Source organism: Streptococcus sp. HMSC034B05, assembly GCF_001809055.1.
In the GTDB taxonomy this organism is placed as follows: Bacteria; Bacillota; Bacilli; order Lactobacillales; family Streptococcaceae; genus Streptococcus; species Streptococcus constellatus.
Genome location: NZ_KV795612.1, coordinates 24,290 through 46,666 on the forward strand (window position 1 = coordinate 24,290; position 22,377 = coordinate 46,666).

Annotated in this window: 22 protein-coding genes; 11 read left to right on the plus strand and 11 right to left on the minus strand. The window is 37.0% G+C overall.

Annotation, left to right across the window (positions count from 1 at the left end; genetic code table 11):
• Window positions 1–5 precede the first annotated feature (5 nt).
• From HMPREF2542_RS05435 to HMPREF2542_RS05450, 4 genes are read right to left on the minus strand one after another with little or no spacing between them, the layout of a single operon-like run.
• The gene (locus HMPREF2542_RS05435) at window positions 6–1,697 is read right to left on the minus strand and encodes an FtsK/SpoIIIE domain-containing protein (RefSeq protein WP_058669701.1); all 1,692 of its coding nucleotides are present in this window, start codon (window positions 1,695–1,697) and stop codon (window positions 6–8) included.
• A gap of 15 nt (window positions 1,698–1,712) precedes the next feature.
• A complete protein-coding gene (locus tag HMPREF2542_RS05440) occupies window positions 1,713–2,168 on the minus strand; it encodes a hypothetical protein (RefSeq protein WP_058669700.1) in 456 nt (151 codons plus the stop codon).
• An 18-nt stretch (window positions 2,169–2,186) separates the two neighbouring features.
• Window positions 2,187–2,483 (minus strand): hypothetical protein, encoded by a 297-nt coding sequence (locus HMPREF2542_RS05445; RefSeq protein WP_058669699.1) that lies wholly within the window; start codon window positions 2,481–2,483, stop codon window positions 2,187–2,189.
• A gap of 36 nt (window positions 2,484–2,519) precedes the next feature.
• Complete coding sequence (locus tag HMPREF2542_RS05450) at window positions 2,520–2,768, minus strand: hypothetical protein (RefSeq protein WP_058669698.1); 249 nt, start codon at window positions 2,766–2,768, stop codon at window positions 2,520–2,522.
• Between the two features lie 613 nt (window positions 2,769–3,381).
• On the opposite strand from HMPREF2542_RS05450, the gene HMPREF2542_RS05455 reads away from it, so the two are divergent.
• From HMPREF2542_RS05455 to HMPREF2542_RS05465, 3 genes are all read left to right on the plus strand, one after another.
• The gene (locus HMPREF2542_RS05455) at window positions 3,382–3,723 is read left to right on the plus strand and encodes a helix-turn-helix domain-containing protein (protein ID WP_058669697.1); all 342 of its coding nucleotides are present in this window, start codon (window positions 3,382–3,384) and stop codon (window positions 3,721–3,723) included.
• Window positions 3,720–3,899, plus strand: a complete 180-nt coding sequence (locus tag HMPREF2542_RS05460; RefSeq protein WP_058669696.1) for a helix-turn-helix transcriptional regulator — start codon at window positions 3,720–3,722, stop codon at window positions 3,897–3,899. The genes HMPREF2542_RS05455 and HMPREF2542_RS05460 overlap by 4 nt, the downstream gene beginning before the upstream one ends.
• 197 nt (window positions 3,900–4,096) lie before the next feature.
• Complete coding sequence (locus tag HMPREF2542_RS05465; RefSeq protein ID WP_058669695.1) at window positions 4,097–5,929, plus strand: retron Ec67 family RNA-directed DNA polymerase/endonuclease; 1,833 nt, start codon at window positions 4,097–4,099, stop codon at window positions 5,927–5,929.
• A 104-nt stretch (window positions 5,930–6,033) separates the two neighbouring features.
• On the opposite strand, the gene HMPREF2542_RS05470 is transcribed toward HMPREF2542_RS05465, so the two are convergent.
• Entirely contained in the window at window positions 6,034–6,390 is a 357-nt protein-coding gene (locus HMPREF2542_RS05470) for a hypothetical protein (protein ID WP_058669694.1), read from the minus strand.
• 191 nt (window positions 6,391–6,581) lie between these two features.
• Here HMPREF2542_RS05470 and HMPREF2542_RS05475 point away from each other — a divergent pair, with 191 nt between their 5' ends.
• From HMPREF2542_RS05475 to HMPREF2542_RS05500, 6 genes are all read left to right on the plus strand, one after another.
• Entirely contained in the window at window positions 6,582–7,445 is an 864-nt protein-coding gene (locus tag HMPREF2542_RS05475) for an ImmA/IrrE family metallo-endopeptidase (protein WP_070484483.1), read from the plus strand.
• Between the two features lie 2 nt (window positions 7,446–7,447).
• The gene (locus HMPREF2542_RS05480; RefSeq protein ID WP_058669692.1) at window positions 7,448–8,125 is read left to right on the plus strand and encodes a helix-turn-helix domain-containing protein; all 678 of its coding nucleotides are present in this window, start codon (window positions 7,448–7,450) and stop codon (window positions 8,123–8,125) included.
• A 2-nt stretch (window positions 8,126–8,127) separates the two neighbouring features.
• Window positions 8,128–9,543, plus strand: a complete 1,416-nt coding sequence (locus HMPREF2542_RS05485) for a Y-family DNA polymerase (protein WP_058669691.1) — start codon at window positions 8,128–8,130, stop codon at window positions 9,541–9,543.
• Window positions 9,540–9,902 (plus strand): hypothetical protein, encoded by a 363-nt coding sequence (locus HMPREF2542_RS05490; protein ID WP_058669690.1) that lies wholly within the window; start codon window positions 9,540–9,542, stop codon window positions 9,900–9,902. Before HMPREF2542_RS05485 ends, HMPREF2542_RS05490 begins: the two co-directional genes overlap by 4 nt.
• Window positions 9,895–10,182, plus strand: coding sequence for a DUF5960 family protein (locus HMPREF2542_RS05495; RefSeq protein WP_058669689.1), 288 nt, complete (start codon window positions 9,895–9,897; stop codon window positions 10,180–10,182). Before HMPREF2542_RS05490 ends, HMPREF2542_RS05495 begins: the two co-directional genes overlap by 8 nt.
• A gap of 180 nt (window positions 10,183–10,362) precedes the next feature.
• A complete protein-coding gene (locus HMPREF2542_RS05500; protein WP_058669688.1) occupies window positions 10,363–12,960 on the plus strand; it encodes an N-6 DNA methylase in 2,598 nt (865 codons plus the stop codon).
• Between the two features lie 5 nt (window positions 12,961–12,965).
• Here the strand turns inward: HMPREF2542_RS05500 and HMPREF2542_RS09920 are convergent, their stop codons facing one another.
• The 6 genes from HMPREF2542_RS09920 to HMPREF2542_RS05525 form a co-directional block, all read right to left on the minus strand.
• Complete coding sequence (locus HMPREF2542_RS09920) at window positions 12,966–13,112, minus strand: hypothetical protein (protein WP_181877609.1); 147 nt, start codon at window positions 13,110–13,112, stop codon at window positions 12,966–12,968.
• 394 nt (window positions 13,113–13,506) lie between these two features.
• Window positions 13,507–14,994: a lysine--tRNA ligase gene (gene lysS / locus HMPREF2542_RS05505; RefSeq protein ID WP_003068521.1), complete on the minus strand. Its 1,488-nt coding sequence runs from the start codon at window positions 14,992–14,994 to the stop codon at window positions 13,507–13,509.
• Window positions 14,995–15,076: 82 nt separating this feature from the next.
• Window positions 15,077–15,718, minus strand: coding sequence for a histidine phosphatase family protein (locus HMPREF2542_RS05510; RefSeq protein WP_058669687.1), 642 nt, complete (start codon window positions 15,716–15,718; stop codon window positions 15,077–15,079).
• Between the two features lie 24 nt (window positions 15,719–15,742).
• The gene (locus HMPREF2542_RS05515; RefSeq protein ID WP_049476769.1) at window positions 15,743–16,219 is read right to left on the minus strand and encodes an aminoacyl-tRNA deacylase; all 477 of its coding nucleotides are present in this window, start codon (window positions 16,217–16,219) and stop codon (window positions 15,743–15,745) included.
• A complete protein-coding gene (locus tag HMPREF2542_RS05520) occupies window positions 16,219–17,061 on the minus strand; it encodes a DUF368 domain-containing protein (protein ID WP_049480500.1) in 843 nt (280 codons plus the stop codon). The genes HMPREF2542_RS05515 and HMPREF2542_RS05520 overlap by 1 nt, the downstream gene beginning before the upstream one ends.
• Window positions 17,062–17,184: 123 nt before the next feature.
• The gene (locus tag HMPREF2542_RS05525) at window positions 17,185–18,027 is read right to left on the minus strand and encodes a glycoside hydrolase family 25 protein (RefSeq protein WP_003068529.1); all 843 of its coding nucleotides are present in this window, start codon (window positions 18,025–18,027) and stop codon (window positions 17,185–17,187) included.
• A 299-nt stretch (window positions 18,028–18,326) separates the two neighbouring features.
• On the opposite strand from HMPREF2542_RS05525, the gene ftsW reads away from it, so the two are divergent.
• Both ftsW and ppc read left to right on the plus strand, forming a co-directional pair.
• Window positions 18,327–19,559 (plus strand): cell division peptidoglycan polymerase FtsW, encoded by a 1,233-nt coding sequence (gene ftsW, locus HMPREF2542_RS05530; protein WP_020997950.1) that lies wholly within the window; start codon window positions 18,327–18,329, stop codon window positions 19,557–19,559.
• Between the two features lie 38 nt (window positions 19,560–19,597).
• On the plus strand, window positions 19,598–22,297 hold the full coding sequence (ppc, locus tag HMPREF2542_RS05535) for a phosphoenolpyruvate carboxylase (protein WP_058669686.1): 2,700 nt from the start codon (window positions 19,598–19,600) through the stop codon (window positions 22,295–22,297).
• Window positions 22,298–22,377: the final 80 nt, after the last annotated feature.

The following is a 22,377-nucleotide window of genomic DNA, read 5'->3' on the forward strand; positions in this document are numbered from 1 at the left end:
CGCTGTCAGGCTTGCCCTTGCTCTTGTCCTAGCCCATGATTTGCGAGACAGCTTTCAACCGCCTTTGGATAAGACTTCCGTCCTTCCTCCTCAAAGAGTGACAAGATTTCCAGAAGTAGCTGTTCTTGAAAAGGTGTCACCACAAGCGAGTTATCCTCTTTGTCAAAAGGAATGCCTCGCTCATCCATGAGGTAGATGATTTTTCGGAGTGTCTTGACTGTTAGGTCATTTTCCTTGGCAAATTCTGTCAGCAAGCGTTTTTCTTCCAAGACCTCCATGACCTCATCATCCATTGGTTCATAGTCTTCTTCAATAGGTTCCAAATCTTCCAAGCTGTCTTTGTGTGTGACAAGCTGCTCGTCTTCCAGGACGGGTAATTTCATAAATTCTTCCTCAAAAGAAAAGCCTTTGTTAAACGGAACGTAAGGGGAGAAGAACTCACCAGCCAGCTCACCGTTATTGGCAATATAGCCACGTCCGTGAACCTTTTTACCGTTGATTTTATCCAGCTTTTTGAACTCTTTATTGCGGTTAGCATTGCCAAACATCATGTTGTAGCCCGTGTCTTCCAAGTGTCCGACAGAGAGCCGTTTCATGAAGTTGTCCCGAAGAGCGGTCTTGATATACTCGCCATCAGGGCGTTGCATGGCTTGGATAACGAATAGTCCAGCTTGGCGTCCTTCTAGGATTATCTGGGTTAGATACTCCGTAGCTTCTGCTTGTAGGCGATAGTCATTTTCAATTTTGGCAATGAAAGCTGCCCACTCGTCAATAACGATGAATTTGGGTTTTAGTCCATACTGGGCAAAGTTTTTCCCTATCTTGTAATCAGGGTGATTTTGCATGGTCTCGTAGCGATTTTCCATTTCGGTGACGTTATCCTTGAGGCAAGTGATAATATCTTCTTTGGAAATGAAGACACGACCCTTGAAGACAGGAACGTTTTTAAGACCTGATAAGTCTGCGTTCTTCGGATCGCACAGGTCTATAAAACCAATCTTTGCCAAAGCTAAGACAATAGTCATGAGAATTACCGTTTTACCGCCACCAGTTCCCCCACCAATCAGCAAGTGTGGCTCAGCAACATAATCCCAAAAGACGTCTTTCATGAGGCGAATGCCCTGGTCAGTCATAGTAACTTCTGAAACGTTAATACGGGAAGCAATACGATTGATGGCAATTTCATACTGGACAAAGCGCTCATCAAAAGTTTTGTTTCTAAAGTCGCCATTATACATGACTTCAAGGGTAGCCCCAAGATTGATAAATCGGTCTTGGAATTTATTTCCTTCCAGGATAAAGGAAGCAAGTAGCTGATATTTACCACGTTTGACGTAAACTTTGGGAAGAGCAATCTTCTCAAGCGTTTTGCCATCACGTTTGACTGTCTTTGAAAGATAGTACCGATTTTCAAGGAGAAAGTTAGTCATAATCCTCAGCGAGTTAAGGCGCTGAAAGAAGAGGACTTTCTGGTAGAGAATGAGATTGACAATCGGTATTATCACGATAGGTGGCAGAGTAGTCAATAGGATTTTAGGCAGGTAAAACAAAGGGTCAGCGATAATCAGGTCATAGATGGGATAGTAGTAAAAGGCGTTACCAATCAAAAAGGGCGATAACATGAGAATACTTGTTATCACCCTGATATGACGGTATAATTTATGGACACGAAGTCCCCGATAAGTAAAGAGGTGCATGATTACCTCCTAGCATCATTTTTTATCTTCTGCTTTGGGTTCAGATTTTGGAGCAGCTTGAGTCCCTTTTTTCTTGATGGCAGAAGCGTAGAGGCGGTAGTTGTCATTTCGACCGATAGCAGAGTAGGTCACTACAATATCAGTGAGTTCCACTTCCTCACGGTAATTGAGCCCAAGGTCATTGAGCTGTTGTTCAGACATATCTACGATAGTGAAGAAGAGTGTTTCGTGTTGGTTAGCTGAGTGAATTCCAACGGTGATACCACGGATTTCACCAGTTGGAACTTGGACGTAGGAGCCGTCTTCATTACGCTGGTTACGGTCTGCTTCATAGATGAGTTCAGCCCCTTCAATAGAGCGGAAGGTCAGTTTACCAAAGACTTCATCGAGTTTGAGAGCATCAGTGATAACACGGTAGCTTTTATCAACGATTTGGAGTTTTTCACCAAAGTTCAATCCAGTTTTAGCCATAGTTGTTTAGTTCCTTTCTTATTTGACGATTTCGAGTTTTTCCGCAAAGACATTAAGTGCTGGGGCAACGTTTGAGCCATTGACCGCACGGTCTGGGAAGAAGATAGGGTTGACGACTTTGACAAGAGTATCTTCATCAAAGACGGTGTTGGTTGCAGGAGTGATGACATGGAAGGAACCATGTTCTTGATTGTTTAGGACGTGACGTTGGTATTTGCCTTCTTTACCAAAGACGGTACGTGGGGCATGACCAAGTTTTTCATAATAAGCAGTTCCAATAAATTCTGGTTTCATAGCGAGTGTTTCAGGAATCATAAGTGTTCTCCGTTTCTATATTTGAGTAATAAAAAATCAGCACATAACAGGGCTGACTTGAGCAAAGTAAAAGCGATTGATTTTGTTTTTGTAGATTTGACTATAGTAAGTCAGTTCAGCAAGGGGATAGCCCGTTGCCTTGAATTTCTTGACGAGTGTATCAATTTCTTCTTTGGCAGCGCTAAAGAGGCTTGCTTGCAAGTCTAAGCTGTGAGCGTACATCTTATGAGTAAAGAGATAATTTTGATAGTGACGCTCTAAGCATTGTTCAAAATATGAGGTCATAAATGCCTCCTTTCTTTATTGTAAAAACAAAAGCTACTAGAAACATCCAGTAGCTTGAGCATAGACTACTCCCGTGAAATAAAGAAAAGTAGTCCGTTTGAAAAAGAGTTATTTGGTTAAAAGACCTATCTAGGAACTAGACAAACCTTTCACGGTGGCAACGTTTAGCAAGGTGCTTTGCGTCAATTACCATCGCTTTCCCAGCCAATCATCCAGGTAGTCATTATCATGCCTGTCACGATTCTCTTACGCCCCTTTGGCGAAGCCAGTTCACTTTACTATTCGGAAAAGTGCTAAAGTCCGAAATGCGTGTGAGCCCACAATTCTTTAGAATTGTTTTACTATCTCAACTTCAACCGAAAACGGACTTGACTTTCTTTTTCAAACAAGATACAATAAAGGTACGAAGTTTAGTGTAGTTTGATGGTCAGTCCTCTGGTTGTCAGACGCACTTTTTATTTAATTTGCAATGAACATTAGTGATTCCAAAAGAAGAACTAAAATTTTTTGGAATCAGATACATCAACCTTGGTGTACCTATAGTTTACATCATGTGTGATGTAATGTCAAGAGTTTTTTGTAAAAAAACTTAAATATTTTTGAGGAACAGAAAATGACATTACCATATCGCTTAAAAGAATTACGTCAACAAAAGAATTTAACTCAAGCCAAAGTGGCAGACTCTTTAGGGATTACTCAACAGAGTTATGCACGCTGGGAAAATGGAAAAGTTACCCCAACACCAGAAAAATTATCAAAAATTTCTAAATTTTACGGAGTAACTACGGATTATCTATTAGAGGGACAAAATGACGACATTGATTTATCAAATGTCGAAGTATTGTTCCGTATGACTTCCGATGGATTGACAGAGGAAGAAAAGGTAATCTTTCGTGATGAGTTGATTGAATTCATGAAAGAGCGTAAAAAACTTTTTGATGAGGATAAAAAATGAGACTTAAAGAACTTAGACAACAGCGTGGAATGGTTCGTGCGGAACTGGCAAAAGAAATCGGAACGACTGTACGCAGTATCAGCCGTTGGGAAAATTGTGAGACTGATATGCTTTTGGGAACAGCTATTCAGTTGGCTAAGTTTTTTGAAGTAAGTTTGGATGAGTTTGTAGAATAAAATGTTCTTGACAGAATTCTCGAATAATTTTATAATTTAGATGCGTATGAACAGATTCTATGGCTTAGCGTTTCGTAAGCCTTTCTCCCTCTAGCAGGGAGCTATAGCAAGTTACTTTAGCTGCCTAGTTGACTTGTCTGTTGCCTTTTGCGTAATGAGTTTTCATACGCTTTTTTTATTATTCTTAGGAGAAAACAATGAATTATGAGGATATACACTCCAGGGACATGTTAGCTTTTGCCCTTGGGATTCCAATAAAACAATTGACAGGGTTGTTATATGGAGTGAAAATTGAAAATTGTTACACTACATTTACAATTAGTAAGAAAAATGGAAGTGAACGTACCATCAGTGCTCCAAATAAGAGCTTGAAATATGTGCAACGTAAGCTAGCTCGATTGCTTTTAGAACGGTACGAAGAATTTTTAACAGAAAAAAATACTAATAATAGGATATCACATGCCTTTTTTAAAGGAAAAAGTATAAAAACTAATGCATTACCTCATAGAAACAAAAGGTACGTACTTAATGTAGATTTGCAAGATTTTTTTGATTCGATTCACTTCGGTAGGGTACATGGTTTTTTTAAGAATAATGATTTTTTTAAATTACCTGATGTAGCGACAGTCATTGCTCAATTAACTTGTTACGAGGGAGTACTACCACAAGGAGCTCCAACGTCTCCAATAATTTCAAATTTAATATGTCAAATCCTTGACTATAAAATAATTGAACTGTGTCAAGAATATCACTTAACATATACAAGATACGCTGATGATTTAACTTTTTCGACAAACGAAAAAAATTTTGACAATAATTATCAAGATTTTCTAGACAAACTAGATAAATTAGTTACTCGTTCTGGCTTTAAAATTAATGCGGAAAAAACTCACTTTCAAGAATATAATGGAAGGCAAACAGTAACAGGTCTCTCGGTAAATAAGAAACTAAATGTAAAAAAAGGTTTTTATAAACATACTAGAAGTATGGCACATAGTTTATATAAAACTGGAAAATTTATGATAAACGGTAAAGAAGGCACTCTGAATCAATTAGAAGGGCGGTTTTCTTTTATTAATGACTTGGTGAAGTACAACAACAGATTAGAAGAATTACCATCTCTAAAATTAAATTCAATAGAATACAAAAAGAATTTACAATTTACCGATGGAAAGGAATTCGAAGTTAAGAAAAATGAGCAGAAACAGATACTCGATTGGAAAAAGAATTTAAGTACTTTATCAATTAGAGAAAAAGACTATCAAAAATTTCTTTTTTATAAATATTTTATAGCTAATACAAATATTACTGTAGTAACTGAGGGCAAGACTGACAGTAAGTATATCAAAGCAGCTCTTCGAAAATACTATGCAGAATACCCAGAATTAGTTACTAAGGAAAAAGATGGGTTCAAGTATAAAATAAATTTTTTACCTCGAACTAAGAGGATGAGGTATTTCTTCGGTTTTTTGTCAGGTGGTGGATCTGACCAAATCCAACTTTTTAATTACTTTATTAATCGGGATAACCATATAAGTCGTAATTACATCAAATACTTTAAAGAAATCTCTGAGGACGTACCTTTGCCTCAAAAACCTACGGTATTTTTATTAGATAATGAGTGGGAAACCAAAAAGCCTCTACATAATATAATCAAAGTATTGTGCAGTGCTCAAAATTTAAATAATAAAGATATCATTCAAAAAATACATACCGATTACTTGTATCACGTAGATTTAAATGCCTTTTTAATGACATTACCAGTAGATAATTTAAGTCCTAAATGTGAAGTAGAAATTGAAAATTTATTTGATTTGGAAAAAATAAATACTGAGCTAATTGAACCTCTTCACGATGGGAAGAAATTTGATATCAAAAAGGAGCACGACGATGATAAATCCATAGGGAAAGAAATTTTTGCAAACACAATATTAACTAACTACGACTCTGAAATTATTGATTTTTCAAATTTTAAGCCATTATTAGATAAACTTAGCGACATATCAAAGGATTTTACAAAATATACTTAATAACGAGCTAATAGTCAGATATAAAGTTTAAAGGGCAAGCATTATTGATTTTACTCTAAAAAATCTATAATGCTTGCCCTTTAGTATTATATCTAACTCTATTCCTATTTTGTCATATTAAACTTCTTAAGCTCATCCTTATATGCTTTACTACCTTTTTTGAAATATTGACGTTCTGAGCCTGTAATATTAGCAGTGATAACATCATCCTTGTATTCATATTTTACCGTTGGATTGACGAATCCTGAAATCTCAAAGGTTTGTGTATCAGTATCAATCGTCATGCTACTAGTTGAACCTTCGGCATCGACAGTTCCCTTGTCACCCTTAATGGTGATGACCAGGTCGGTCCCGTAGTCCCCGATTTCATAGTATTCCCCGTCCATGATAGGTTTGCTTGAACAAGCGACGAGAAAGAGAGTGGTAAGTGCAAGAGCAATAAGGCTAAGTAATTTTTTCATAAATGTTTCCTCCTAGTTGGAATTTATTTTACAGGAATCGTGTTACAAACGTGTTAATGATAGGGTTTCAATTTAATTGCGAGACAGATGCGTTAGTAGTTAAACTAATTTTCAGTGGACATTCATCCATTTTTTTTATATAATTTTAGTCAACCAAATAGTTGACTGATAAATTTGTGAGGAGGTGTACTATGAGAGACGTTTATACAAGAGTAACCCAAATTGCAAGAGAACAATTATATCAATTTATGAAGGATAATCAGGTGTCACCCCTGAATTATCACTTTCATTACTATTTTGATGATTGCATCCAGAAATTCGGTATAAAGGTAATGGAGCATCACTTTACCAATCGGAAGATTGAAGGACTTACTATGATTGATGAGGATGGTATTTCAATCTCATATGAAAGTCAGAACCCGCAAGTAAAGCAGAACTTCACCAAGTGTCATGAACTAGGTCGCTATATCTTGGGACATTCAGGTAAGCAGTTTACACAATTAAGTAGTAAAAAAGATACAGTTGAAGAAAGCCAAGCCAATCTTTTCTCTGCTTATATTCTCATGCCCGATATTGTCCTACTGTCAAAAATTTATTATCGCTTGGATAGTTTCAAGCAAGTAATGACAGAACTATCCGTATCAGCGGATGCCTTGAAATTTCGATTACAAGATTTGTTCCGCTATCGTTTGAAACGAGAAAATCGAGAGATTAGCTCAGCTATCTATCAATATCAATCAGGTAAAAGTAAGCCTGTCCTCAGTCTTTTTGAGAAAGTCCATACTGAGATTGAAGACGAGTACCGAGCAGTGGAAGAGGATGTTCTTACTAGAGTTCTAAATCGCCTGAGAGAGTGTTATTTTGTGGCAAGTACAGAGTTTCCTGAGTTGCTAGAAAATAGCTTTCGCAAGGAGTTGGAACAAGAAGACAATATTGATACTTGGTTAGAGTATGACTTTGGGCAGTCAGTAGGCTACGCCTGGTGTACGGATAAGTTGACCGCAAAGCAAGCGAAATCAAGAGCCAAAACAATACTCTTATTAGAAAAGAGGTAGTTATGTATCAACCTGATAAATTAAAACAAAAACGAGAAGAACTAGGCTTAGAGCAACAAGAATTAGCTGAGCTCATCGGAGTTTCAAAGCAGGCTTACTTTAAGTGGGAAAAAGGATTGTCAAAACCAACTAAAGCCAATATTATCAAATTGGAAAAAGTCTTGAAAGTTTCAGAAGGTTATTTGAGTGAAGACGAAATCTCATCTCTCTATAAGCAACTGACAGAGCCGAATCAGGAGAAAGCCATTACCTATGTTCGTGACCTGGTATCGTCACAAAAGGTTATCAGTATTGCTGAAATGCGTTCAGAGTACCATGTTTATGAGAAACTTTCAGCGGGTATTGGTGCTTCTGTTTATGGCGACCTGGACTATGACGTGGTTTACTACAGTGAAGAATTACCGCATGATTTTGCTTCTTGGGTTGATGGAAACTCGATGGAACCGACCTATCAAAATGGAGAAGTAGCTCTCATCAGAGAAACAGGCTTCGATTATGATGGTGCTGTTTATGCAGTCGTTTGGGATTCACAGACCTACATCAAGAAAGTCTATCGTGAGGAAGAAGGGCTCCGCTTAGTATCAATCAATAAGGATTACCCTGATAAGTTTGCTCCATTTGATGAGAACCCACGAGTCGTCGGGAAAATTGTTGGTCACTTCATGCCACTTGAGGACTAGGTATGGGCTATTTTGATTATTCACGAGAACCAAAAAGTGATATTGCTTTTGTGGATATGAAATCCTTCTATGCTAGTGTTGAATGTGTAGAGCGTGGGCTGCATCCGTTGAAAACATCTCTTTGTGTCATGAGCAGAGCGGAGAATGCTAACGGTTTGATATTAGCTTCCTCGCCTATGTTTAAGAAAGTCTTTGGAAAGAACAACGTTAGCCGTTCCTATGACTTGCCTTTTGATATCAAGACCAGGAAGTTCAACTATTACGTAGCACGTAGGCAAGGTCAGCCAATTACACTTGATTATGTCCGATTCATCGAAGAATGGGCAAGGATTACTCATATTGTTCCGCCTCGCATGGACTTGTATATTGAGAAGAATATGGAAATCCAACATATTTTCCAAAACTACGCCAGCCCAGATGACATCCTCCCTTATTCTATTGATGAGGGATTTATTGACCTCACATCGTCGCTAAAATACTTTGTACCTGATGAGAATATCAGTCGTAAGGACAAGTTGGATATGATAGCTGCTCGAATTCAGCGTGACATTTACCGAAAGACAGGTGTTTACTCAACGTTAGGCATGTCTAATAGCAACCCACTTTTGGCAAAGCTAGCGCTGGATAATGAGGCTAAGAAGACACCGACCATGAGGGCTAATTGGTCTTATGAGAACGTTGAAGAAAAGGTCTGGAACATTCCAAATCTGACAGACTTTTGGGGCATCGGGGAGCGTACAGAAAAGCGATTGAATAAACTAGGTATTTACTCTATCAAAGAGCTTGCCAACTTTGATGCTGACTTGCTTAAAAAGGAATTTGGAGTAGTGGGTGTAGAGCTCTTTTATCACGCCAATGGTATTGATGAAAGTGATGTCCATAAGCCATACAAACCCAAATCACACGGTCTTGGAAATTCTCAGGTCTTACCAAGAGATTATTATAGACGGGCGAATATTGAACTTGTCCTTCGGGAAATGGCGGAGCAAGTAGCCATTCGGTTGAGACGAGCTCATAAGAAATGCTGTACGGTGTCAATTTATATCGGATTTTCAAGGTTTGAAGGTAAGCGACACCTTCAAGCCCAAATGAAAGTAGATCCGACAAATAGCACACGAGTATTGACTGACCATGTCCTCAGTCTTTTCAGGAAGAAGTATGAACTAGGTGCTGTCAGAAGTGTTGCGGTGACTTACTCAAACTTTGTGGATGAGCCTTTGCAGCTCATTTCACTTTTTGATGATATTGAACAAATTGAGAAAGAAGAAAGGCTCCAAACAGCGATTGATTCTATCCGAGAAAAATTTGGCTTTACTTATATTCAGAAGGCTAATTCATTATTGGAAGCCTCACGAAGTATAGAGAGGAGCAAATTGATAGGTGGTCATTCTGCTGGTGGATTAGATGGACTAAGATGATTGATAGAAGCTATCTCCCTTTTCAAGCAGCTAGAGATTATCAGGACAGAGGTATGATGAAGTGGATGGGCTTTTTCCTATCCGAACATACCACGTCACTAGACGATGATAGAAATAGGATTGATATGACGTCCGATTTAACCGATATGGAGAAGTTAGTCCTGATTGGTCAACTCTACGCTTCGCAACTTCAAGGCATGTTTGTTATGAAAGGTAAAAATGTTAGGAACACCTACTTTGGAAGAGTGACTAAAATTAGCTCAAAGGAAATCACAATAAAAACAGCTGACAAATACCAGCTGCTTCAAGTAAAGGATATTTTATCCATCAATATGACGGAGGAGACAGATTTTGAGTAGGAAAGAAATTTATGAGGGCAAGTTACAAATAGACTATTTTTCTGATTCTTATCTCAAGTTTGAAGAGGATTTCTATCGCTATTCAGCACTAGGAGAACCACTAACAACCCTCACAGATGATATCCTCAGAGCAATGGCGATGGGACAGAAGAACTATTTCAAACTCAGCAAGCATCACAGTAAGGATGGGCGAGACCACTATTTTTATTTTACAGTTGAGTTCAGTAAGACAGAAGTAGGAGTGAGGAAGTTTGAGTATAGTAAGCATTTATATAACTAAAGCAAGTCCTAAACATGAAAAGAAAACATAATTGAGAGATAAAAACTGACATAGTTGATTTAGAAGTGTGAAACGAGTATGAGAAATTTAGAGAATTTGGAGAGTTTGGTCGAAAGGTTTGCTGATGATTAGGTGAGTTGTGATATAATAAGAAAAAAAGAAAAACGAAGGAAGTATCTAATGGCAAGTAATTTAAAGATTGGTAGTTCAGAAATAATGGAAGAATTAAGGGACTACGCTACTGGAAAAATTATCAAAAACAACCCAGAGGAAAAATATAGACAAGAATTTGAACATATATTAATAGACGAGTTGGGATATCCTAAAGAACACATAGATATTGAAGTGACGATTCAAAGGGGCTCCAATCGAAAAGCTGAAAAAGCAGATATTGTTGTGTACAATGATAAAAATCATGTTCAAGAAAATGCTTATATTGTGATTGAAATCGAAACACCTAAAAAAGCATATGATTTACAAGCTATATCTTATGTTACAGCAACAACTGCACCATATAGCGTTTGGTATGGGGGAATGGAAAAAAGTAGCAAGGGACCGTTTTACCACTATCGTGATATGGCAAAATCACCGACTCATTTTCAACTCATTCCAACTCTACCTAGATATGGGGAAAATGCTGATACAATTGGTAAGTATAGAAAACAAGACCTAAAACCTGCTAAAGCACTTAAACTTACCTTTGAAAGGTTATACTTTTATTTATACGGAAATGGTCCGATTAAGAGAGAGGAAAACATTGCAGTTGAAATAATTAAGTTATTATTCTGCAAAATTATAGATGAATTATCTCCAGATGAATTATGTGAGTTTCGAGCAACACCGAATGAATTGAGTACTTCAAGTGGAAAGAAATTAATACGTTCTAGAATTGATAATCTATACTCCAAGCTAATATCTGACCCGGAATATGGAGCAATGTTTAAGGATGAAAAGCTAGAATATGATAATGATTCTATTGCATATATCGTTTCGGTTTTACAAGGTATTTCATTGACAGATGAAGAAACCGATACAGATGCTTTGGGTGATGCTTACGAAATGTTACTTCCCTCTGCTTTAAAGGGAGAAAGTGGTCAGTTTTTTACTCCAAGAGAAATTGTTCGATTTGCTATTGAAGTTATCCAGCCAAATTATTTAAAAAATGAAATAATTCTAGATACAGCGTGTGGTTCTGCTGGGTTCCTATCTGTTGCACTTGAAAATATTAGAAAGCAAATTGAACAGCTCTATAAAAACAGAGGATTTTCAACAGAAAGAAAGAGGAGTTTACTAAAAGATTATTCTAGTAAATATGTTTTTGGTTCAGATATTGACCCATTACTGTATAGAATCTCTAAATCATATATGGCAATAATGGGGGAAGCTAGTCGGAATATTTTTAACATGGATTCGCTTGATAGATTTGAAAACATTCCGAAGGGATTTCGTGAAAGAATTTCAGAGGGAACGGTAGATGTTATTACAACTAATCCTCCATTTGGAACCCAAATTAAAGATACTAGGAGGGAAGTTCTAGCAACCTATGAACTAGGTCATAAAATTATTGATGGAGAAGTTACTGAAGAAATATTAGAGGGGCAAGATCCAGATAAGTTGTTTGTAGAACGCGATATTTCTTACCTTAAAGAAGCAACAGACGATAATGATGGTGGAAGAATGGTAATTGTTTTACCCAAACAAAATTTATCAGGAGCCAAGGAAGAGTCTGTTGAATTTAGAAATTGGTTATTAAAAAAAGTTCAAATTACAGCAATAATTGATCTGCCAAGGGAAGCTTTTCAGCCTCATACAGGTACAAAAACATCTTTAATATTCCTCAAAAAAGTAAAGTCTATTCCCCAAAATTATCCAATATTTATGGCAGTGTCAGAAGCGGTTGGACATGATAGAAGAGGTCTCCCTTTATATAAAAAAGATGCCTCAGGTAAAAATCTTTTAGATGAAAACGGAGAAAAAGTGATTTGGAATGACTTGCCTGATATTTTGGAGAAATATAAAGAATTTGAAAAAACAGGTCACTTAAGCAGTTCTAGTAATGAGGGGGCAAGTAGTTTTATTGTTGATTTTGAGTCTATCCTGAATGATTCAAGTAGACGTATTGATGCATGGTACTGGGACCCAAATAAAAATGATATTGCAAAAGATATCGAGGAATCCAATGGGGAAGTGGTTGAGGATATTGTTAGATTAGGAGATTTAGTTGTTGATGGTGGAATCTTTTACCCTGGTCGTCATAAGAGAAACTATATTGATGGGTCTAACGAAAATGCAGTTCCCTTCTATTCTGGAACTCAGATTCTTCAAATTAGACCCTTTGATATAAAATATCAGCCCTACAATTATAAACCTGCAAGGAACCATTTTGTTAAAAAAGATTGGATATTGATTACAAGGTCGGGCTCAACTGGTCGGGTAGTTATGGTAACAGATAGTATAGCAGGTAGTATGGTTACAGAACACGTAATTCGTGTTATTGTCGATGATGATATTATTGACCCATATTATGTATATGCATATTTAGCTACTGAAAATATTGGTAAAGTATTGCTAGAGAAAGGAATATATGCATCTGTGGTTGACCATATTACTCCCGATTTTGTTTCCACCATTCCAATACCAAGACTAGCACCTGAGAAAGAAAAAGAAATTGCTGAAAAAGTACGAAAATCTGAAGAATTTCGTGATTTAGCAAACCAATATTTTCTCAATGAAAGAACAAGAATTGAGAACCTCTTCTTAGATAAAAATGAGGATTGAACTATCTATTCATCCCATAAAATTATATAAATTAATGTTCTGTTTTTAGGGATTTCCCAAATTTGTATATCTCTTGCACCTGATAAAAAAAGTTTATATGCGTACTTTTTTGCATGTTTTAATGATTTATAAGTTTTTTGTTTCTTTGTCATTTTAACCTCCAAAATGAAGTAAATAGGTATTTTTGGGTGAGTGGTAATACTGCTAGTGAATTCAACTAATTGACTTTACTAAAACAGCTTAATTATATAGCTAGATTGTTAGGGCGGCATCGAACAGTGAAAGTTAACTAATTCGTTATATTGGATCAAAAAAATATATTTCTGAAAAAAACACTTATTTTTCGGAAACACATAAATGACAGTAGAATTTCTGCTGTCTTTTTTTGCTATCCAGAAACTAAAAAAACTTCCCTTGAAATAATCCAAGAGAAGCTATAAGTCGTTATTAATTCTTATAACTGTTTGTATGAGTTGTGGTAAATTTTTGGTAAGTTGTACCATTTACCCTCTGGAAACGTTGATATGACGGCGTTTCTGAGACGCATTATTTCATCGTAGGGAAAAGCAATACGTCACGAATAGAAGTGACATCTGTCAACAGCATAATTAAGCGGTCAATTCCAATTCCAAGGCCACCAGTTGGTGGCATACCGTATTCAAGAGCTTCTACATAGTCGTAGTCGATACCAGTCGCTTCATCATCTCCGAGTTCTTTAGCTTGGGCCTGTGCTTCAAAACGAGATAATTGATCAATTGGATCGTTCAACTCGGTAAAGGCATTGGCAAATTCACGCCCAACGATAAAGAGTTCAAAGCGGTCGGTAAAGCGTGGATCATCTGCATTTTTCTTAGCAAGAGGTGAGACTTCAACTGGATGCCCATAGATAAATGTAGGCTGAATCAAGGTATCCTCAACAAAATCTTCAAAGAAAGCATTGATAATATGACCGACTGTAAAATGCTTTTCAACCGTTACATGATGTTCCTTAGCTAGTGCAGTGGCCTCTTCGAGAGTCATTTCTTTCCAGAAATCAATACCCGTCTGCTCTTTAATGGCTTCTAGCATATGCTTGCGTGCAAATTTGCGACCGATAAAGATTTCAGTACCTTGATAAGGGACGCTTTCGGCATCTGTAACAGCTTTAGCTGCACTTTGGATAATCCCTTCTGTCAAGTCCATGATGTCCTCAAAATCCGCATAAGCTTGATAAGCTTCAATCGTAGTGAATTCAGGATTGTGAGTGGCATCCATTCCTTCGTTACGGAAAATGCGTCCCATTTCATAAACACGTTCCATACCACCAACAATCAGACGTTTTAAGTGCAATTCAGTTGCGATACGAAGTACCATATCAATATTTTGTGCATTGTGATGAGTAATAAATGGACGAGCAGCAGCACCACCAGCTTCATTATGTAAAACGGGTGTTTCAACTTCAAGGAATCCTTGGTTATCAAGATAACGGCGGATTTCTGAAACGATACGACTGCGAGTTACGAAGCGTTCAAAGCTTTCCCGATTGGAAATTAAATCCAAATAACGCTTACGATAAATCGTTTCAACGTCTGTTAGTCCATGGAATTTTTCTGGTAATGGACGAAGTGCTTTAGAGAGATGTGTGATGTGAGTTGCTTTGATTGACAGCTCTCCCATATCTGTGCGCATAACCTCACCTTCGATACCAAGGAAGTCGCCAATATCCGCTTTTTTAAAAATTTGATAATTTTCTTCACCAACAGTATCTTTTCTGACATAGATTTGGATTTGACCTTCACGGTCTTGGATATGAGCAAAACCAACTTTGCCTTTCCCGCGCTTGGTCATAAGTCGTCCTGCAATGGTAGCAGTTTCCGCTAATTCATGTAGTTCTTCTTTTGTTTTATCACTATATTTTTCTTTTAATTGGGCAGAATCTGCAGTACGTTCAAAACGTTTACCAAAAGGGTCAATACCTTGTTCTGCTAAAGCAGTCATTTTTTCACGACGAATCAGTTGCTGGTCATTTAATTCTTCAATATGTTCAGTAGTCATATTCTTCCTCCTAAAGTTTACCTTCCTCATTCTATCATAAATAAGGCAGAAATTCATCTATAAATAAAGAAAAACCGTGATTTTATACGCTCACAGTTTCAATTGTTTCTAAGTGGTCAACATTGTTCCAATCAAGAAGTGTAAAATGTCCAAAATCTTGTGTTTCAAGAACAGTGACACTTCCATTGGCAAGGCCTCCCTGCTGACGAAGTTGAGCAAAGTCGTACCCTAATAACAAGCGTAAAGAAGCAGTTAGATTAGCTCCGTGACCGACAAAAAGAAGATTTTCATAAGAATTATTATTTTGTGATTTGATAAAGCCGATTGTCCGTCGTGTTGTATGGTAGACCGATTCTGCGCCAAAGATTGAGTTGTTGAATTTGGCTAAGTTGTGTCGAAAGGCTTTCATTTGATGTGGGTAGATAGCAGTAATGGTGGAAATTTTCTGTCCTTCTAGGGAGCCAAGTTGCCACTCGCGTAGCTCTGTATGTGGTTCAACAACTGATGAATATTGATTTTCACTACAGATAATCTGTGCGGTTGCCATTGCGCGTGGTAAATCACTTGAAAAAATCTTATCAAATTTGATGTGAGACAGATGTTTTCCAAGCAAGTGTAGTTCTTTGATAGAAGTTTCAAGTAGTGGTGAGTCACCATTAGCTCCTTGAAATCGCCCTTCCAAATTCCATTGAGTTTTTCCGTGTCGAACGAAGTAGAGTTTCATGCAGTTCCCTTTCTGAATGGTATATTAGTTTTCTTTTAAATCTGCAAAGTCTGCCTCAACAAAATCAGCTAAATCCTTTGCGTTAATTTCAATACTGTGTCCCAATTCTCCAGCTGAGACGATAATAGTCTTGCGTGTTAATGCTGAATAATCAATAAAAATAGGAAAATGATGCTTTTGTCGAATGCCGACAGGATTATTTGCACCATGAATATAACCAGTTGTTTTTTCCAAATCTTTCTGTGGGATCATACTTACTTTTTTGTTACCAGATAGTTTGGCTAGTTTCTTTTCTGAAAGATGTTCTGTAATGGGCAAGATCCCAATGATAACACCTGTTTTATCACCTGTTAGGGCTAATGTCTTATAAATCTGTGAACGATCTATTTCTTCAGGTAATTCTCCTTCTAAAGCATTAATTTGAAGCCCTTTGTGGTTGACTTTAGCTTTCGTCAAGATTTGTTCAACCAAGGTTTTCTTGATTTTTGTTTTTTTAGCCATTATTTATACTTTTCCTCCAATTGGCTCATCCAAGCACCCAGCCAAGTTCCCAAACCAAAGAAGAAGGCAGCAGTAACTAACGTGATGATAGAAGTATTAGCATAATGAATACTTTCACTGTTCCCAGGATTTGGTACCAAGATGAGAATGGTACTCGACAAGACAATCCCAATGATAAAATGATATACTCGAGAATGATAATTTTCTAAAGCATAATGCATAGATTTTGAAAAAATCACAAGTGCGAGAAGACCGCCGATTCCGATTGGTAAAAAAGTTCCTAAAATATCTAAAGATTTGAAACCGATCAGCATAGGAGAATAGAGTCCCAAAATTAAAAGTAAATTTGAAGGACTTAAGCCTGGAACGAGAATTCCTAGTGCAATTAGCGCACCAGCTAAAATAAATGTCAAGAAATTTGCAGGTAAAGTTCCAACGAAACTATTGAGAAAATATAGGCAAATACCAGAAATGAGAAAGGTAGTAAGGAACCAAATAACATCGGTTCGATCGCGATCAGATTCTCTGACAGATTCGTTTAGCAAACTTGGAATCGTACCAATAATCGCACCTGCAAATCCCCATAAAACAATGATTTTATAATGCTCTAGTAAATATTCAACCGGCAGGGAAAATAGTGCAATTCCTAAAACCGTTCCAATGCCAACAGGTAAAAAATAAAGCACATTATCCCGAAAATTTTCCCTTATATGCGCTAAAAAATAAATCATCCGCTCGTAAATTCCCAAAATAGCAGCTAAAACTCCACCAGATACCCCGGGGAGAATAAATCCTAGCGCGATGATAATTCCCTTTAAAATTCTTATCAACCAAGAAATCATCCATTACTCCCTAAACTTTTCTATGCTAGTTATTATATCATATTTAGAAACAAGAAAGTAGTGATAAATGGAGTAGAAGAACAGAAAAACTCTGTAAAGTTTTTACTGAAAACCATTACAGAGTCATTGTTTTCTATTACCAAATAATTTTTTAAACGTTTTTGTCTGATTTTTTAAAGGAGACAGTTGATTGAGATCGACATCATGTGCAAAACCACTAATTGAACCTTGTGATGTGTATTGATGTAAATCGTATTTCAAGTCTGTCTTAGGAGCTGCGTTGTAATAACCGTCATTGTAGCCATAAGTTGGAATCCAAATCGCTGTAAATTTTTTGGTGGAAATACTATGTTCTTCAAGAAAATAGGTTCCGACATAAATCCCAATATTTTTAGCACCTAATGATGCTAACTTAGCACGAAAAGCTTCAACGCCAGCATTCATGTCCTCCATAGTTTTTTCTTCAACATCTAGCCAGTAGTAAGTCGGTTTGTATTTTGAAGCAGCCTTATAAAAACTTTCGGCAGCTTTTTGCATTTCTTTCTTACTGCTACCAGCAACATAAGCGTAAACAGCGACAGGGATATTTCGCTTTTGAAATTCTTCGATATGTCGTTGATAGGACTTGTCAATCCCATTTAGATGTGTAGCAGCATTTTCTTTTTTTGCTTGTGCTCCGCTATGCACGCGTATAATGGCGCCAGAGATATTTTTCGCTAATTGATCATAATCGATATCACTTGGTAGTTGCCAACCTGACAGGTCAATAATCGGTTTGTAGGTCTTATCTTCCTTGTTAGAATCAGAAATATCAGCTTGTTTTGGAGTGATAGTGGATGATTGCTCAATGGCAGCCTTTTGCTGTTTAGTTTCCTTGCTTTCTGAATAATGCTTCGCTCCTAAAATAATCGTAATAAAGCTCACAAAAAAGACAAAGACAACAAGCGGTTTAATCCTCTTTCTCATATAAATTTATTTTAACGTAAAGTCAGATAAAAAGCAAAATAAATTAGTAGAAAATAAGTATTTGTCATCAAATTGAAATATTAAAGAAAGCGGTTTATTGAGTACGATCAAGCTATTTGTGTATAAATACTTTTTCAAGCTCAAAATGTGACAGTAAATTTCATAGCCTTGTTCTTTTTTTAGTTAAAGTTTAGCCTAGATAACAAAAGGATTTCGAAAACGCCGTTCGTTAAATACTTTTATTTTACCCTGAAAAATGGTATAATGTTCGGTGAAAATTTTAAAATAATAGGTGAACTATGAAAATTGATAAACGCCACCTACTGAATTATTCCATTTTGATTCCTTATTTGATTTTATCTATTTTAGGACTGATAGTTGTTTATTCGACGTCAAGTGCTACTCTAGTACAGGTAGGAGCCAATTCTCTCAGATCTGTTTTAAATCAAGGAATTTTTTGGATAATCAGTTTGCTTGCTATTGCTTTAATTTATAAAATAAAGTTAGATTTCTTGAAAAACAATCGATTGATTGTCATTGTTATTTTTGTGGAAATCTTGCTCTTAATTTTATCACGTGTCCTTGGTGCACGAATCAATGGAGCACACGGTTGGTTACGTTTTGGTGGTTTTAGCATTCAGCCAGCTGAATATTTAAAAATCATTCTGGTTTGGTTCCTAGCGCTGCGTTTTTCTCATCAGCAAGATGAAATCGCAACTTATGACTATCAGGCTTTGACACGAAATCAACTGATTCCGCGTGCACTGAACGATTGGCGCATTCTTGCTATCGTGCTAATCGGAATCGTGGCTGCCTTGCCTGATTTAGGAAATGCGACCATTCTTTTGCTGACGACCATGATTATGGTAACGGTTAGTGGGATTGGTTATCGTTGGTTTTCAACTCTTCTCGGAGTGCTGGTCACTCTTTCTACAGTTGTTTTAACCAGTATTTGGCTCATTGGTGTGGAAAAAGTCGCTAAGGTTCCTGTGTTTGGGTATGTAGCAAAACGATTTAGTGCCTTTTTTAATCCATTTAAGGATCTGTCAGGTGCAGGTCACCAGCTAGCTAATTCCTATTATGCTATGAGTAATGGCGGTTGGTTTGGCTTAGGATTGGGAAACTCTATTGAGAAACGCGGATATTTGCCAGAAGCACAGACAGATTTCGTTTTTTCCATTGTTATTGAAGAATTTGGCTTTATTGGCGCTAGCTTGATTTTAGCCCTCTTGTTTTTCCTTATTCTACGGATCATTCTGGTGGGAATACGAGCGAAAGATCCTTTCAATTCTATGATGGCTCTTGGTGTTGGTGGAATGTTACTGACGCAAACCTTTGTCAATATTGGGGGAATTTCAGGTTTGATTCCATCGACTGGTGTGACCTTCCCATTCTTGTCACAAGGTGGAAATAGCCTGTTGGTATTATCTGTTGCAATTGCTTTTGTGTTAAATATTGATGCCAATGAAAAACGAGAAAGTTTGTATAGGGAAATAGAAGAAACCAATCACGGTTTAAGAGTTGTTCGCTAACTTGAGATTGTGCAAAAGCTTACTGAAAGGTGTAGATCATGTCACTTCAAAAATTAGAAAATTACAATAATAAGGAAGTCATCCAAGAAGAAGTTACGATTTTGACGGACTTACTGGAAGAAGTTACACAAAATATGTTAAGTCCTGAAACCTTTGAAAAAATCATCGCTTTAAAAGAATTGGCAACAGTTGGAAATTACGAAGGATTAAATGAAATTGTTCAGAATCTGTCGAACAAGGAAATGTCCTATATTTCACGTTATTTTTCTATCTTGCCTCTTTTGATCAATATTTCAGAAGACGTTGATTTAGCTTTTGAGATTAACTATCAAAACAATGTTGGTCAAGATTATCTCGGAAAATTATCCACAACGATTGATTTAGTTGCTGAAAAGGAAAATGCTGCTGAAATTTTAGAGCATTTAAATGTTGTACCTGTTTTAACAGCTCACCCAACTCAAGTGCAACGGACGACTATGTTGGATTTAACCAATCACATTCATGTCTTGTTACGTAAATACCGTGATGTGCGAATGGGCTTGCTCAATGAAGAAAAATGGCATAATGATCTTCGGCGATATATAGAAATTATCATGCGCACGGATATGATTCGTGAGAAAAAATTAAAAGTGACGAATGAAATCACTAATGTGATGGAATACTACAACAGTTCTTTCTTACAGGCAGTGACCAATCTAACAGAAGAATACAAGCGTCTAGCCAAAAAACATGGAATTGACTTAAAAAATCCAACCCCTATTACAATGGGAATGTGGATTGGTGGCGACCGAGATGGGAATCCGTATGTTACATCTGAAACGCTTAAAAAATCAGCTTTGACACAATGCGAAGTGATTATGAATTATTACGATACAAAAGTTGCTAACCTATATCGTGAGTTTTCTTTGTCAACTGGTATCGTAAAAGTCAGTGAAGCGGTACAAGAAATGGCTTATTTATCAGAGGATAATTCTATTTACCGCGAAAAAGAATTGTATCGTCGCGCTTTATACTATATTCAAACAAAATTAAAGAATACAAAGGCTTACTTTATTGATCAGATAAAGACAGAACCTCATTACCACAAAATTGAAGAATTTAAACATGATTTGTTAGCGATTAAACAATCTCTTCTTGAAAATAAAAGCGAAGCAATGATTTCTGGCGAATTTACTGAATTATTGCAAGCGGTAGAAGTATTTGGTTTTTACCTTGCTTCTATCGATATGCGTCAAGATTCCAGTGTTCATGAAGCCTGCGTTGCGGAGTTGTTAGCAAGTGCAGGAATTGTGGAGAATTACAGCGAGCTTTCTGAGGACGAAAAATGTCATGTTCTGCTGAATGAACTTCTCTATGATCCACGGATTCTTTCTGCAACACACGCTAAAAAATCAGATCTTTTACAAAAAGAATTAGAAATTTTTCAGACAGCACGTGAGTTGAAAGACAAGCTAGGGGATGCTGTCATTAAGCAAACCATTATTTCTCATGCAACAAGTGTGTCTGACCTTTTAGAGTTGGCGGTTATGCATAAAGAAGTTGGTCTTATTGATAGGGAATTTGCGCGTGTGCAGATCGTGCCACTCTTTGAAACGATTGAGGATTTGGATAATTCTTATGATACGATGAAGAAATATTTATCTCTTCCAATTGCTCAGAAATGGATCGCCTCCAATAATAACTATCAAGAAATCATGCTTGGTTATTCGGATAGCAATAAAGACGGTGGTTACTTGTCATCCTGCTGGACTCTCTATAAAGCTCAACAGCAATTGACCGCTATCGGAGATGAATTTGGTGTGAAGATTACATTCTTTCATGGTCGTGGTGGAACGGTCGGTCGTGGTGGTGGACCTACTTATGAAGCTATCACCGCTCAACCTCTCCGCAGTATCAATGACCGAATTCGCCTGACAGAGCAAGGAGAAGTTATTGGCAATAAATACGGAAATAAAGACGCTGCTTATTACAATTTAGAAATGCTGGTTTCGGCAACGATTAACCGTATGATTACTAAGAAAAAAAGTGATACCAACACTTCAAATCGTTATGAATATATTATGGATCAAGTAGTAAAACGGAGTTATCAAATTTATCGTGACCTGGTTTTTGGCAATGAGCATTTTTATGATTATTTCTTTGAATCAAGCCCGATTAAAGCTATTTCTAGTTTTAATATTGGTTCAAGACCGGCTGCGCGTAAGACAATTACCGAAATAGGTGGCTTGCGTGCCATTCCGTGGGTCTTTTCATGGTCCCAAAGTCGAGTGATGTTTCCTGGTTGGTATGGTGTTGGATCCAGCTTTAAAGAATTTATTGATGAAAATCCAAAAGAAAATCTAGCTTTTTTAAGAAAGATGTATAAAAACTGGCCTTTCTTCCAATCGCTTTTGTCCAATGTGGACATGGTGCTGTCTAAGTCAAATATGAATATCGCCTTTGAATATGCAAAACTATGCGAAGATGAAAAAGTTCAAGAAATCTATTACACAATCTTAGATGAGTGGCAGTTGACCAAGAATGTCATTCTTGCTATTGAAGATTATGATGAACTGTTAGAGGAAAATCCATACTTGCGAGATAGTTTGGATTACCGCATGCGTTATTTTAATATCTTGAATTATATTCAGCTAGAACTCATCAAACGCCAACGCCGTGGGGAGTTATCTCCTGACGAAGAAAGATTGATTCACGTCACAATCAATGGAATTGCGACTGGACTGAGAAATTCAGGCTGATGAAGAATAAAAAATCGGAAATAGTCCGATTTTTTTATATTTTTGTAACCGGAAACGCTTTCGATTCGTTATACTAGTGA

Coding starts and splice junctions, on each gene's coding strand:
- HMPREF2542_RS05435 (WP_058669701.1), bottom strand. CDS start 1,697: ATGCACCTCTTTACTTATCGGGGACTTCGTGTCCATAAATTATACCGT.
- HMPREF2542_RS05440 (WP_058669700.1), bottom strand. CDS start 2,168: ATGGCTAAAACTGGATTGAACTTTGGTGAAAAACTCCAAATCGTTGAT.
- HMPREF2542_RS05445 (WP_058669699.1), bottom strand. CDS start 2,483: ATGATTCCTGAAACACTCGCTATGAAACCAGAATTTATTGGAACTGCT.
- HMPREF2542_RS05450 (WP_058669698.1), bottom strand. CDS start 2,768: ATGACCTCATATTTTGAACAATGCTTAGAGCGTCACTATCAAAATTAT.
- HMPREF2542_RS05455 (WP_058669697.1), top strand. CDS start 3,382: ATGACATTACCATATCGCTTAAAAGAATTACGTCAACAAAAGAATTTA.
- HMPREF2542_RS05460 (WP_058669696.1), top strand. CDS start 3,720: ATGAGACTTAAAGAACTTAGACAACAGCGTGGAATGGTTCGTGCGGAA.
- HMPREF2542_RS05465 (WP_058669695.1), top strand. CDS start 4,097: ATGAATTATGAGGATATACACTCCAGGGACATGTTAGCTTTTGCCCTT.
- HMPREF2542_RS05470 (WP_058669694.1), bottom strand. CDS start 6,390: ATGAAAAAATTACTTAGCCTTATTGCTCTTGCACTTACCACTCTCTTT.
- HMPREF2542_RS05475 (WP_070484483.1), top strand. CDS start 6,582: ATGAGAGACGTTTATACAAGAGTAACCCAAATTGCAAGAGAACAATTA.
- HMPREF2542_RS05480 (WP_058669692.1), top strand. CDS start 7,448: ATGTATCAACCTGATAAATTAAAACAAAAACGAGAAGAACTAGGCTTA.
- HMPREF2542_RS05485 (WP_058669691.1), top strand. CDS start 8,128: ATGGGCTATTTTGATTATTCACGAGAACCAAAAAGTGATATTGCTTTT.
- HMPREF2542_RS05490 (WP_058669690.1), top strand. CDS start 9,540: ATGATTGATAGAAGCTATCTCCCTTTTCAAGCAGCTAGAGATTATCAG.
- HMPREF2542_RS05500 (WP_058669688.1), top strand. CDS start 10,363: ATGGCAAGTAATTTAAAGATTGGTAGTTCAGAAATAATGGAAGAATTA.
- HMPREF2542_RS09920 (WP_181877609.1), bottom strand. CDS start 13,112: ATGACAAAGAAACAAAAAACTTATAAATCATTAAAACATGCAAAAAAG.
- lysS (WP_003068521.1), bottom strand. CDS start 14,994: ATGACTACTGAACATATTGAAGAATTAAATGACCAGCAACTGATTCGT.
- HMPREF2542_RS05510 (WP_058669687.1), bottom strand. CDS start 15,718: ATGAAACTCTACTTCGTTCGACACGGAAAAACTCAATGGAATTTGGAA.
- HMPREF2542_RS05515 (WP_049476769.1), bottom strand. CDS start 16,219: ATGGCTAAAAAAACAAAAATCAAGAAAACCTTGGTTGAACAAATCTTG.
- HMPREF2542_RS05520 (WP_049480500.1), bottom strand. CDS start 17,061: ATGATTTCTTGGTTGATAAGAATTTTAAAGGGAATTATCATCGCGCTA.
- HMPREF2542_RS05525 (WP_003068529.1), bottom strand. CDS start 18,027: ATGAGAAAGAGGATTAAACCGCTTGTTGTCTTTGTCTTTTTTGTGAGC.
- ftsW (WP_020997950.1), top strand. CDS start 18,327: ATGAAAATTGATAAACGCCACCTACTGAATTATTCCATTTTGATTCCT.
- ppc (WP_058669686.1), top strand. CDS start 19,598: ATGTCACTTCAAAAATTAGAAAATTACAATAATAAGGAAGTCATCCAA.